This window comes from Pseudomonas sp. NPDC086278, from assembly GCF_050280905.1.
In the GTDB taxonomy this organism is placed as follows: Bacteria; Pseudomonadota; Gammaproteobacteria; order Pseudomonadales; family Pseudomonadaceae; genus Aquipseudomonas.
In genome coordinates, this window is sequence record NZ_JBNNWE010000133.1 from 1 (window position 1) to 13,187 (window position 13,187).

General features: G+C 60.6%; 10 protein-coding genes. 7 read left to right on the forward strand and 3 right to left on the reverse strand.

Translation table 11 applies throughout. The annotated features are described in order from the left end of the window. From ACQKP4_RS26675 to ACQKP4_RS26685, 3 genes are all read left to right on the forward strand, one after another. On the forward strand, window positions 1–1,205 hold a 1,205-nt coding region (locus ACQKP4_RS26675), incomplete at its 5' end, for a GntP family permease (RefSeq protein ID WP_427636954.1). Window positions 1,206–1,212: 7 nt separating this feature from the next. Then, window positions 1,213–1,986, forward strand: coding sequence for a 3-hydroxybutyrate dehydrogenase (gene hbdH / locus ACQKP4_RS26680; RefSeq protein ID WP_427636955.1), 774 nt, complete (start codon window positions 1,213–1,215; stop codon window positions 1,984–1,986). A gap of 62 nt (window positions 1,987–2,048) precedes the next feature. After that, entirely contained in the window at window positions 2,049–4,004 is a 1,956-nt protein-coding gene (locus ACQKP4_RS26685; protein WP_427636956.1) for an acetoacetate--CoA ligase, read from the forward strand. Window positions 4,005–4,121: 117 nt separating this feature from the next. Here the strand turns inward: ACQKP4_RS26685 and ACQKP4_RS26690 are convergent, their stop codons facing one another. Further along, a complete protein-coding gene (locus tag ACQKP4_RS26690; protein ID WP_427636957.1) occupies window positions 4,122–5,222 on the reverse strand; it encodes a PilT/PilU family type 4a pilus ATPase in 1,101 nt (366 codons plus the stop codon). 119 nt (window positions 5,223–5,341) lie between these two features. On the opposite strand from ACQKP4_RS26690, the gene ACQKP4_RS26695 reads away from it, so the two are divergent. The 3 genes from ACQKP4_RS26695 (at window position 5,342) to ACQKP4_RS26705 (ending at window position 9,090) form a co-directional block, all read left to right on the forward strand. After that, window positions 5,342–7,879 carry a PAS domain-containing protein gene (locus ACQKP4_RS26695; protein WP_427636958.1) on the forward strand — a complete coding sequence of 846 codons (2,538 nt, stop codon included), beginning with the start codon at window positions 5,342–5,344 and terminating at the stop codon, window positions 7,877–7,879. Between the two features lie 65 nt (window positions 7,880–7,944). Continuing rightward, complete coding sequence (locus ACQKP4_RS26700; protein ID WP_007898282.1) at window positions 7,945–8,220, forward strand: peptidylprolyl isomerase; 276 nt, start codon at window positions 7,945–7,947, stop codon at window positions 8,218–8,220. Between the two features lie 141 nt (window positions 8,221–8,361). After that, window positions 8,362–9,090 carry a FadR/GntR family transcriptional regulator gene (locus ACQKP4_RS26705; protein ID WP_427636959.1) on the forward strand — a complete coding sequence of 243 codons (729 nt, stop codon included), beginning with the start codon at window positions 8,362–8,364 and terminating at the stop codon, window positions 9,088–9,090. Window positions 9,091–9,257: 167 nt separating this feature from the next. On the opposite strand, the gene ACQKP4_RS26710 is transcribed toward ACQKP4_RS26705, so the two are convergent. Together ACQKP4_RS26710 and ACQKP4_RS26715 are read right to left on the reverse strand one after the other, a co-directional pair. After that, window positions 9,258–11,633 (reverse strand): efflux RND transporter permease subunit, encoded by a 2,376-nt coding sequence (locus ACQKP4_RS26710; protein WP_427636961.1) that lies wholly within the window; start codon window positions 11,631–11,633, stop codon window positions 9,258–9,260. Between the two features lie 38 nt (window positions 11,634–11,671). After that, window positions 11,672–12,724 carry a WD40/YVTN/BNR-like repeat-containing protein gene (locus ACQKP4_RS26715; protein ID WP_427636962.1) on the reverse strand — a complete coding sequence of 351 codons (1,053 nt, stop codon included), beginning with the start codon at window positions 12,722–12,724 and terminating at the stop codon, window positions 11,672–11,674. A 212-nt stretch (window positions 12,725–12,936) separates the two neighbouring features. Between ACQKP4_RS26715 and ACQKP4_RS26720 the strand changes: the two genes are divergently transcribed. Further along, the coding region (locus ACQKP4_RS26720) for a hypothetical protein (protein WP_427636963.1) at window positions 12,937–13,187 on the forward strand (251 nt) is incomplete at its 3' end.

The following is a 13,187-nucleotide window of genomic DNA, read 5'->3' on the forward strand; positions in this document are numbered from 1 at the left end:
TCCCCGTGTTCCTGCTCGGCGCCGTGTTCGGCAAGTTGATCGAACTGTCGGGGTTCTCGCGCTCCATCGTCGCCGCCGCTATTCGCTTGCTCGGCACCCGCCAGGCGATGCTGGTGATCGTGCTGGTCTGCGCCCTGCTGACGTACGGCGGCGTGTCGCTGTTTGTGGTGGTGTTTGCGGTGTACCCGTTTGCCGCCGAAATGTTCCGCCAGAGCAATATTCCCAAACGCCTGATCCCGGCAACCATTGCCCTCGGCGCGTTTTCGTTCACCATGGATGCCCTGCCCGGCACCCCGCAAATCCAGAACATCATTCCCAGCACCTTCTTCAACACCACCGCGTGGGCGGCGCCATGGCTGGGTGTGATCGGGACGATTTTCGTGTTCTGCACCGGCATGCTGTTTCTCCAGCGCCAGCGCAACAAGGCTCAGCGTGCCGGCGAAGGCTATGGCACCGACTTGCGCAACGAACCGGAAACGGCAGCCGACATCAAACTGCCGAATCCATGGATCGCCCTGTCGCCGCTGCTGGCGGTCGGCATCATGAACCTGCTGTTCACCCAGTGGATTCCGCAGTGGTACGGCAAGACTCACACCCTCGCGCTGCCGGGCATGGCGGCGCCGGTGACCACGGAAGTCGCCAAACTCACGGCGATCTGGGCGGTTCAGGCAGCGTTGCTGGTCGGCATTCTCATGGTGCTGGTGTTTGGCTTCAAAGCGATTCGCAGTCAGTTGGCCGAAGGCAGCAAAAGCGCGGTCAGCGGTTCATTACTGGCGGCGATGAACACCGCGTCGGAATACGGTTTCGGCGCGGTCATCGCCTCCTTGCCAGGGTTTCTGGTGCTGGCCGACTGGCTCAAAAGCATTCCCAATCCGCTGGTGAACGAAGCGATCACCGTGACCTTGCTGGCCGGCATCACCGGTTCGGCCTCCGGCGGCATGAGCATTGCGCTGGCGGCCATGGCCAATGACTTCATCGCGGCGGCCCATGCCGCGAACATTCCGCTGGAGGTGCTGCACCGCGTCGCCGCGATGGCCAGCGGCGGCATGGACACGCTGCCGCACAACGGCGCAGTGATCACTTTGCTGGCGGTGACCGGCCTCACGCACCGCGAAGCCTACAAAGACATTTTCTGTATTACGATCATCAAGACCCTGGCGGTTTTCGTGGTCATCGGCACTTTCTACGCCACTGGCATTGTGTGAGGTATTCATGACGACTCTTACAGGCAAGACCGCACTGGTTACCGGTTCCACCAGCGGCATCGGCCTGGGCATCGCGCTCAGCCTGGCCAAGGCCGGCGCCAACGTGGTGCTCAATGGTTTCGGCGATGCCGCCCAGGTGATCGCCGACGTCCAGCAGTTCGGCGGCAAGGTCGGTCATCACCCGGCCGACGTCAGTGACCCGGCGCAGATCGCCGACATGGTGGCCTACGCCGAACGCGAGTTCGGCGGCATCGACATTCTGGTCAACAACGCCGGCATCCAGCACGTCGCGTCAGTGGAAGACTTCCCGGTCGAGCGCTGGGATTCGATCATCGCAATCAACCTGTCCTCGGTGTTCCACAGCACGCGCCTGTGCCTGCCCCGCATGCGGGCCAAGAACTGGGGCCGGATCATCAACATCGCCTCGGTGCATGGCCAGGTCGGTTCGGTGGGCAAAGCAGCCTACGTCGCAGCCAAGCACGGGGTGATTGGCTTAACCAAAGTGGTGGGCCTGGAAACCGCCACCACCCAGGTGACCTGCAACGCGATCTGCCCGGGCTGGGTATTGACGCCGCTGGTGCAGAAGCAGATTGATGACCGCATTGCCAAAGGGGTCGACCCGCAGCAGGCGCAGCACGACTTGCTGGCCGAGAAGCAACCGTCGCTGGAATTCGTCACCCCGCCGCAATTGGGCGAACTGGTGCTGTTCTTGTGCAGCGAAGCCGGCAGCCAGGTGCGTGGCGCGGCGTGGAATATTGATGGCGGGTGGCTGGCGCAGTGATCCTTCGATAGATCCTTCGCCACAAACGCCCCTGTGTATGCACAAAGAACAAGAGGCAAACAATGTCCGAGATCCTCTGGCAACCCAGCGCCGAACGTATCGCCAAGACGCGCATGCAAGCCTTTCGCCGTTTCATCAATCAACGGCATCAGTTGCACATCGACGACTACCCGGCGCTGCACCAATGGTCCATCGATCAGCGCGAAGCGTTTTGGCAAGCGATCGTCGATTTTTTTGACGTCCGCTTCCACGACCAGCCGGACGCGGTGCTGGTCGAAGGCGCGCAAATGCCCAGCGCGCAGTGGTTTCCCGGCGCGACCCTGAACTTTGCCGAGCACCTGCTGCGCCGTCGCGACGATGCGGTGGCGGTGGTCGCGGTGGGCGAAAACGGTCAGCGCGAACAGTTGAGCTGGGCCGAATTGGCAGAACATGTCGCCGGCTTTCAAAACAGTTTGAAAGCCGCCGGTGTCGGCCTCGGCGACCGCGTGGCGGCGTGCATGCCCAACACCTGGCAAACCCTGGTGGCGATGCTCGGCACTGCCAGCGTGGGGGCGATCTGGTCCTGTTCATCGCCGGATTTCGGCACCCAAGGCGTGATCGACCGTTTCGGCCAGATCGAACCGACCGTGCTGATCACCTGCGCCGGTTACCGCTACGCCTGCAAAGAGATCGACCAGAGCGTCAAGGTCAATGAAATCCTCGAACGCCTGCCCTCCTTGCAGCAGCTGATCATCGTGCCTTACGCCCGCCCCCAGGCGCGCATCGAACACTTCCATACCCAGGCGAACGTGTCGCTGTGGCAGGACTTTTACGACATCGGTGGCGAACCGGATTTCGTCCCGGTGCCTTTTGCGCATCCGCTGTACATCCTTTATTCCAGCGGCACCACCGGCGTGCCGAAATGCATCATCCACAGCACCGGCGGCGTGCTGCTGCAACACATCAAGGAACACGCGCTGCATTGCGATCTCGGCCCCGGCGACCGCTTGTTTTACTACACCACCTGCGGCTGGATGATGTGGAACTGGCTGGTCTCGGCCCTGGCCGTCGGCAGCGCCGTGGTGCTGTACGACGGATCGCCGTTTCATCCGAATCCGCAACGCTTGATCGACCTGATCGACGACGAGCGCATCAGCGTGTTCGGCACCAGCCCCAAGTACCTCGCCACCCTGCAAGGCAACGGCGTCAAACCCCGCGACAGTCATGACCTGGGCAGCCTGAAAACCCTGCTGTGCACCGGTTCCGCGCTCTCGCCCCAGAGTTACGACTACGTCTACCGCGACTTCAAGACGGACGTGTGCCTGGCCTCGATGTCCGGCGGCACTGACATCGTTTCGTGCTTTGCCAATGGCAACCCGCTCCAGCCAGTGCGCCGGGGCGAAATGCAGGGCAAGAGCCTGGGCATGGCGGTCGAAGTCTGGAACGACGACGGCCGGCCGGTGATCGGCGAAAAAGGCGAGCTGGTGTGCACCCGGCACTTCCCGGCCATGCCCATCGGCTTTTGGAACGACCCGCAGCAGGAAAAACTGCACGCGTCGTATTTCAGCCAGTTCCCCGGCGTCTGGGCCCAGGGCGATTACGCCGAACAACTGCCCCACGGCGCAATGATGATTCACGGACGTTCGGACGCGGTGCTCAACCCCGGCGGCGTGCGCATCGGCACCGCGGAAATCTACCGACAGGTGGAAAAAGTCCCGCAGGTGCTGGACAGCGTCGCCATCGGCCAGCAATGGCAGGATGACGTGCGGGTGGTGCTGTTTGTGCGATTGCAGGACGGCATCGAGCTGGACGAGGCGTTGCAGCAGCAACTCCGCCAGGTCATTCGCGCCAACACCACGCCCCGGCATGTGCCGGCGAAAATCGTCGCGGTGACGGATATTCCAAGGACCATCAGCGGCAAGGTCGTCGAGTTGGCGGTACGCAATGTGGTGCATGGGCGACCGGTGAAAAACACCGACGCACTGGCCAACCCGCAAGCGCTGGAACAATTCCGCGACCGCCCTGAACTGTTTGATTGACAAGGATCGAGTGTGGGAGCGGGCTTGCTCGCGAAAGCGATTTAACATTCAACATCTGCATGGACTGTCAAACCGCTTTCGCGAGCAAGCCCGCTCCCACAGTTGATGGGCGGTGTGTCAGTCCATAAGTCCCCATTCTCCTGAGTCTGGCGCGGACACATCCGCCTGCAACTTCAACCGCAACCGCAGGTTGTTCACCGAATCCGCATGTTTCAGGGCCTCTTCCTCACTGATCGCGCCCTCCACCACCAGTGCGTACAGCGCGCCGTCAAACGTCTGCATTCCCGCTTCAACCGACTTCTCCATGATGCCCTTCAATTCGGCCAGTTCATTGCGCCGGATCAGATCGGCAATGGTCGGTGTGCCGAGCATCACCTCCACCGCCGCCCGGCGCTGACCGTCGCGGGTCTGCACCAGCCGCTGGGATACGAAGGCCTTGAGGTTGTTGCCCAGGTCATGCAATAGCTGCGTGTGGCGCTCTTCGGGGAAGAAATTGATGATGCGGTCCAGCGCCTGATTGGCGTTGTGCGCGTGCAAGGTGGAAATCACCAGATGACCGGTATCGGCAAACGCCAGGGCGTGCTCCAGGGTGTCGCGGTCGCGAATTTCGCCGATCAGGACCACATCGGGTGCCTGGCGCAGGGTGTTTTTCAACGCGGCATGAAAACTTCGGGTATCGACACCGACTTCACGCTGGTTGATGATCGATTTCTTGTGCCGATGGATGTACTCGATCGGGTCTTCGATGGTGACGATATGACCACTGCTGTGACGGTTGCGGTAATCGATCAGCGCCGCCAGCGACGTCGACTTGCCCGAGTCGGTGGCACCGACAAACAACATCAGGCCTTGTTTGAGCATCACCGTTTCCAACAGCACGGGCGGTAACTTGAGGTCTTCGAAACGCGGAATATCGAGCTTGATGTTGCGGATCACAATCGACACATCGTTGCGCTGTTTAAACAGATTGACCCGAAAGCGCCCGATACCGGGCAACGAGACGGCCAGGTTCATTTCCAGTTCGCGGTCGAACTCCAGGCGCTGTTCGGCGTCCATGATGGACTCGGCAATCGCCGCTACCTGGCCGAGTTTGAACGGCTGATCGCTCAGCGGCGTGATCACCCCCTCGAACCGCGCGCTGGGTGGCGCTCCCGTGGACAGGTAAAGGTCGGAGCCGTTACGACTGGCCAGACGTTTCAACAGTGCATCGATATCCATGGCAAAAAGCACCCGCGAAGCATTCAATGAAAAAAATGACCCAAAACGGGTCATCCAGCGTCTACTGCCCTGCAAGGATAGTAGACGCCGCCACACCGACTTAAGCGCAGGATCACATGATGAACGCATCACCCGCCGGCAGCGATGCCCAGGCTTTGATCGCCAGACTGGACTGGACGCGCACGCCATTGGGCGCCGCCGCCACCTGGCCGCAGAGCCTGCGCACCGCCGTGGACATCGTGATTCACTCGCCGATGCCGATGCTGTTGTTGTGGGGGCCGCAACTGACACAGATCTATAACGACGGCTTCGCCCTGCTCGCCGGCAGCAAGCATCCACACGCTTTCGGACAGCCGACTCACCATATCTGGCCAGAACTTCAGGACTTTACCGACCCGATTTACAGCGCCGTCCTACAGGGCCAGGTGCGAACCTACAGCGAACAACGCTTTACCCTGCAGCGCGACAGTGGCGATTCCGACCTCTGGCTCGATTTGACCTACAGTCCGATCCGCGATGAAAGCGCCGAGGTCGCCGGAATCCTGGTCACCGCCATCGAAACCAACGAACGCCGACGCATCGCCCTCGAACTGGAACAGCGCTCGGCCGCCAGCCTCAAGGCCCAGCGCGAAACCGAACAACGCCTGCAACTGGCACTGGCCGCCACCGATGCGGTGGGCACCTGGGACTGGGACATCAGCGAAGACCGTTTCATCGCCGACGCGCATTTCGCCCAATTGCACGGCGTCGACCCCAACCTTTCCGGGGAGTTGCCGATCAGCGAATACCTGCACGGCGTGCACCCCGAAGACCGGGCGATGATTGCACGCAGCATTAAACACTGCGTCACCCACGGCACCGAATACGCCGAGGAATATCGCCTGCTGCAACCCGACGGCCAGTTGCGCTGGGTGTTTGCGCGGGGCCGTTGTTACCAGGATCATCATGGCCGACCGATGCGCTTCCTCGGCGCCGCGCTGGACCTGACCGAGCGCAAACACACCGAACAGGCGTTGCGCCAGAGCCAGACCGAGCTGCAACTGATCATTAACGCCATGCCGATCCTGATCAGCTACGTGGACAGCGACGAGCGTTTTCGCCTGAATAATGCCGCGTACCTGGACTGGTATGGCTTGACGCCTCAGGAACTGTTCGGCAAAACCATTCGCGAAGTGCTGGGTGAAGAGTCCTATGCGCTGCGCGCCGAGCACATCGCCGAAGCGCTGAAAGGCAAACCCTGCTGCTTCAGCATCAGCACGCCGCACCGCGACGGCAGCTCCCGCCAGGCGTTGATGAATTACCTGCCGCGACATGGCGCGGACGGCGCGGTGAACGGCTTCTACATCTTTGTCATTGACGAAACCGAGCGTAAGCAAACCGAAGAAGCGCTGCGCAACCTCAACGAAACCCTCGAAGAACGCGTCGCCGCCCGCACGCAGCAACTCGCGGAAGCCAATCAGCGCCTGCAAAACGAGATGTTTGAGCGCGAGCGCGCGGAAGACGCGCTGCGCCATGCGCAAAAAATGGAAGCGGTCGGCCAGTTGACCGGCGGCATCGCCCATGACTTCAACAACATGCTCACCGGGATCATTGGCAGCCTCGACCTGATGCAACGCTACATCGCCGAGGGGCGCACCGACGAGATCACGCGTTTCACCGAAGCCGCCGTCTCATCGGCCCACCGCGCCGCCGCGCTGACCCACCGCCTGCTGGCCTTTTCACGACGCCAGTCGCTGGATCGCAAGCCGCTGAACGCCAACGAGCTGGTGCGCTCGCTGGAAGATTTGCTCAGCCGGACCAAAGGCGACCATATCGAGCTGAAACTGCAATTGGCCGACGAGGTGTGGTCGATCAACACCGACGTCAGCCAACTGGAAAATGCCCTGCTCAACCTGGTGATCAACGCCCGAGACGCGATGCCCGATAGCGGCGAACTGCTGGTCGAGACCGCCAACGTCTACCTCGACGGCAGCGATATCACCACGCTGGAACCGGTAAAGGCTGGCGACTACGTGATGATCGCCGTCAGCGACAATGGCACCGGCATGACGCCGTCGGTGCTGGCCAAGGCGTTCGACCCGTTCTTCACCACCAAACCCATCGGCCAGGGAACGGGGCTGGGGTTGTCGATGATTTATGGCTTCGCCCAGCAATCGGGCGGGCATGTCAGCTTGTTCAGCGTGCCGGGCAAGGGCACCAGCGTCCGGCTGTACTTGCCGCGATTGCACGTACCGGAAACGCAAGACGTGCTGACGCCGGCGACTGGCGAAGCACCGGCGGCATTTGCCGGCGAAACGGTGGTGTTGGTGGAGGACGACCCGGCCGTGCGCATGCTGGTGCTCGACTTGCTGAATGAGCTGGGTTATCACGCTCATGAAGCCGAAGACGCGAAGAGCGCCCTGCCCTTGCTGGAATCCGACTTGCGGGTTGATTTACTCGTTACCGATGTCGGCTTGCCGGGCATGAACGGCCGGCAATTGGCAGAGATCGCGCGGCAGCACCGCCCGCAACTCAAAGTGCTGTTCATGACCGGGTATGCGGAAAAAGCCGCCGAGCGCCAGGGCTTCCTGGAAGACGGCATGGACATGGTGGCGAAACCGTTTTCCATCGAACTGCTGGCCAACAAGATTCGTACGATGATCGGCCAACCGGAGTGAGTTGAGGCATAATCGCCCGCCCCCGCCCGCACCAACATAGCCACCACCGTCACAAGGTCTGCCCAATGAAAGCTCAAGCCCGCCATATTCTGGTGAAAACCTCGGAAGAAGCCGAGCAGCTCAAACAACGTATCGCCAAGGGTGAAGCCTTCGATGTGTTGGCCAAAAAATACTCCACCTGCCCTTCCGGCAAACGCGGCGGCGATCTGGGCGAAGTGCGGCCGGGGCAGATGGTCGGGGTCATCGATGCGGTGATCTTCAAAAAACCGCTACGGGTGGTGCACGGCCCGATCAAGAGCAAGTTCGGTTATCACCTGGTGCAGGTGTTTTACCGGGATTGAGGGCTGCAGGCGCCACCAGTCGCATCGCGCCCAGCGCTTCCACTCGTTACCGCACTCAAGACTGCACTTGCTCTGGCGACCATCCTTGCCGCGCCTGCTATCATGCGCGGCATCTCATCGCACAGGATCGCGCCACTCCCCATGGATTACCGCAAACCCTCCGACCGCAAGAGCATGCACTCGCGCATCGTCCAGGAACTGGGCATGCAGATCGTTTCCGGGCGCTTCAAACCGAACGACAAACTGCCCGCCGAAGCCCTGTTGTGCGAGGAGTACGCGGTCAGCCGTCCGGTGCTGCGCGAAGCCACTCGTGTGCTGGTTGCCAAAGGCCTGGTGTATTCCCGTCCCCGGGTCGGCACGGTGGTCAAGCAGCGCAAGGAATGGCACATGCTCGACCCGGATGTTTTGCATTGGTTGATGCAAAGCAGCCCGCAGAATGAGTTCTTCGATCTGCTGACCAGCGTGCGCAGCATCATCGAACCGGCCGCCGCCGCCCTCGCCGCGCAGTTCGCCACCGATGTGGACATTGCCGCCATCGGTGAAGCCTACCAACGCATGGAGACGGCGCCGACACCGGAAGCCTTGCTGCAACCGGACCTGGATTTCCACAGCCGCATCGCCGACGCGACCCACAACGATCTGCTGGCCAACCTGTGCAACATGTTGTCCGTGGCGATTGCCGAAGCGTTGAAGCATTCCAACCAGCGACCGAATCTGCACGAACTGGCGTTGCCACGGCACAAGGCGATCCTGACCGCGATCGAGAATCGTGATGCGCTCGGTGCGCGGCATGCGGCGCTGGTGCAACTGGACGATGCGCGCAGTGCTTTGAACGTGGTGCTCGGCAGCGATCCCACGAACAGCCACTAACACCATGTGGGAGCGGGCTTGCTCGCGAAAGCCGTTCAACCTTCAACATAGTCGTTGGCTGACACTCCGCTATCGCGAGCAAGCCCGCTCCCACATGGGTTTGTGTAAAGGCTTCAGGCATAAAAAAGCCGCAACCTGGGTTGCGGCTTTTCTATTTCAGCCAGTGGTCAGTGAGCAAACAGCGAGTTGCCCTTCTGCCCGGCCAGTTTCTCCGGTTTGATCAGGAACCGCGCCAACGCTGGCAACAGCCAAAGGGCGCCAAACATGTTCCACAACAACATGAAGGTCAGCATCAGGCCCATGTCGGCCTGGAACTTGATGGCCGAGAAGATCCAGGTGCACACGCCGATTGCCAGGCACAGACCGGTGAACAGCACCGCTTTACCGGTGGATTTCAGCGTCTGGTAATACGCCTCTTGCAACGGCAGACCGGCCCGCAGGAAGCTTTCCAGTCGGCTGTAGATGTAGATGCCGTAGTCCACGCCAATCCCGACGCCGAGCGCCACCACTGGCAGGGTCGCGACTTTCACGCCGATGCCCATGAAGGCCATCAGCGCGTTGCCGAGTACCGACGTCAACACCAGTGGCAACACGATGCACAAGGTCGCCGCCCAGGAACGGAAGGTGATCATGCACATGGCCGCGACGCAGATATAGACGAGGATCAGAATCGTCAGCTCGGATTCCTTGATCACCTCGTTGGTGGCCGCCTCGATGCCGGCGTTACCCGCCGCGAGGATGAATTCCAGGCCGTCCTTGTTGTTCTCCTTGGCGAACTCCTGCACCGCATGCACCGCACGGTCCAGCGTCGCAGCCTTGTGGTCGTTGAGGAACACCAGCACCGGCGCCAGTGAGCAACTGTTGTTGTACAAGCCGTCCGCCCGGGCGATGGAGTTGTTCAACACGTCGGGATTACGCGACAGGGTTTCCCATTTCAGGTTGCCCTCGTTCATGCCCTTGATCATCTGCTTGGACACGGTCACCAAAGAGATCGCCGACTGCACGCCCTCGGTGTTCTGCATCTTCCACATCAGTTCGTCGATCGGCGCCATGGCCTCGTAACGCGAGCAGCCTTCTGCCTTGGTCTTGACCATCACCACCAACACGTCGGAACTGGTGGAATAGTTGCTGATGATGAAGTTGTTGTCCTTGTTGTAACGCGAATCCGGGCGCAGTTCCGGCGCACCTTGATCGAGGTCGCCGATTTTCAGGTTCTGGCTGTACCAAAGGCCACCGCCGAAGGCCAGCAAGGCCAGGACAATCGACACCGGCGCCACTTTCGGGCTGGCGAAGTTCGACAGCAAGCGCCAGAACGGGTGTTCGCGGTGAGCGTCTTTCTTGCTGCGCTCTACCGCACGCTTGCTGATGCCGACATAGGAAATCGCCACCGGCAGCAGAATGAGGTTGGTGAACACGATCACCGCCACACCGATGGACGCGCCGATGGCCAGCTCACGAATCACGCCGATGTCGATGATCAGCAGCGTGATGAAACCGACCGCATCCGCGAGGATCGCGATCATCCCTGGCAGGAACAACTGACGGAACGTGCGTCGCGCAGCGGTCAAGGCGTTGTCCGCCTCGCTGGACTGCAAGGCGATCCCGTTGATTTTCTGCACGCCGTGGGAAATGCCGATGGCGAAGATCAGGAACGGCACCAGCATCGAATACGGATCGAGCCCGAACCCGAAGGCATGCATCAACCCGAGCTGCCAGACCACCGCCACCAGCGTCGTACTCAACACCGCCACGGTGCTGCGCATGCAGTTGGTGAACCAGTAGAGCAGGATCAAGGTGATGATGAAGGCCACGCCGAAGAACATCACCACCATGACCAGGCCATCGATCAGGTCGCCGACTTTCTTGGCGAAACCGACGATATGGATCTGGACGTTAGGGTTCTGTTTTTCAAACTTGTCGCGGATTTTTTCTTCCAGTTCGTGGGAGAACTTGCGGTAGTCCAGCGCCACCAATTTGCCTTGGTCCTGCGGATCCGGGTAGGACTCCAGCAGAGGGATGTCGACGATACTCGACTTGAAATCGTTAGCCACGAGACGGCCGACCTGGCCGGACTTGAGCACGTTATTGCGCAGCAGGTCGAGGCTTTGCTGGGAGCCGTTGTAACTCTGCGGAATCACTTCACCGCCGGCGAAGCCCTCCTCCGTCACCTCGGTCCAGCGCACGCTCGGGCTCCACAACGACTTGAGGCCGGAACGGTCGACGCCGGAGATGTAGAACACTTCGTCATTGATCTGACGCAGGGTCTCCATGTACTCCTTCGAGAAGATGTCGCCGTCAGTGGCTTCCACCGAGATCCGCACGGTGTTGCCCAGGTTCGCCAGATCGTTGCGGTGCTCCATCATCTTTTGAATGAAGGGATGTTCCAGCGGAATCATTTTTTCGAAACTGGTGGACGGCCGGATCAGCGTCGCCTGCCAGAACAGAAAAATACTGACCAGCAGGCAGATGATGATCACTGCCGGGCGGTTATTGAAAATCAGGCGTTCGAGAAACGTCGCCTTGTCTTGGTGATGGCTGGTCATAGATGTCATCGCTTCGCCCTTCTTATTATTTGCGCGGTTCACTTGCCCAGCTCAGCGCCGGTTGGCGAAGTGGCGCGAACGCCGCCCTGTCCTGCCAGAATCAGATTGCCGTTGCCTGCGGCCGTGACCGCCGACACCGAGATGCGATCCGGGCGATTGAACACGCTGAAGGTTTCGCCGTTGTCATTGCTGCGGATCACCGAGCCACCGTTGCCGACGATCACGATGGAGCCGTCGTCTAGCAACGTCGCGCCAGACAGACCGAACTCCAGCGCACCGCGAGCGGCCTTGAGCTCGATCGGTTCCCACGTGGTGCCGAAATCCGTGGAGCGAAACAGATTGCCCCGCAGCCCGTAGGCCAGCAGCGTATTGGCTTGTGCGGTGCCGATCACGCCAAACAGCGAGCCTTGGTAGGGGCCTTCGAGCTTTTCCCAGGTCTGACCGTCATCGGCGGAGCGGAACATGCTGCCCTGCTCGCCGACGATGAACAGCCCGGCGTCCTTGACGGCGGCAATGCCGTTGAGGTGGAACTGGTCTTCGTTGTCGAGGCGGTCGCTGACGTCTTCCCAGTGCTTGCCGCCATCGGTGGTTTCCAGCAACGCACCGTACGCGCCCACGGCGAAGCCGCTGTTGAGGTCTTTGAACCAGACATCGAGCAGCGGCGCTTCGCGTTTCAAATCTTCGAATTGCTTGGTCCAGGTGACACCGCCGTCCTCGCTGGCGAGGATTTGCGCGTCATGGCCGACGGCCCAGCCGTGTTTGTCATCGACGAAAAACACCGAGGTCAGCAATTGTCGGGAGGGCACTTTGGCCTGGGTCCAGGTCTTGCCCTGGTCGTCGGAATACAGAATGTGTCCACGATCACCGACCGCCACCAGGCGCTGGCCGGCGTGGACCACATCGAGCATCAGGCTTTTACTGGCCTTGGCGGATTCAACGGCATACACCGCATCGGTCGCTGGCGCGGCAGACGCCATCGCCGGTGCCGACAGCACGGCACAGCCCAACAGCGAGAGCGCTGTAGCCAGCAGCGCGAACTTGCGCAACGCCGGCGGGCGGCAGATACCCACACCCATGACAGGCTCACTCATAGACCTTCCCCCATTATTATTGTTAGGTCGTTCAACCTTTCAGGGCGCCGTAAGGGTGCTCGTCGTGATTGGCTGTTTGGAGCATAGTCCTGAAACGCGCAATCTAGAGCCCCTTCGGAAGCTGGCTTATCCTATCGGGGTTTGGAAAGGTCTGACAATCGACGCCACGTTATCTTTTGTTAACCTGGGGCGGATGGGGTTTGGGTGAATGATTGGGTATTTGGTTGGGTGATGGGTTCGTGTTTATCCGGTTTGCGATGATGGCGGCTGGCGATTTTTTTGGTTTGGTGGACATATCCGTTGTTGTGGTGCTGGGGTTCTTTGGTTTGGTGTGTATATCCGTTGTTGTGGTGATGGCGGCTGGCGGTTTTTTTGGTTTGGTGGACATATCCGTTGTTGTGGTGCTGGGGTTCTTTGGTTTGGTGTGTATATCCGTTGTTGTGGTGATGGCGGCTGGCGGTTT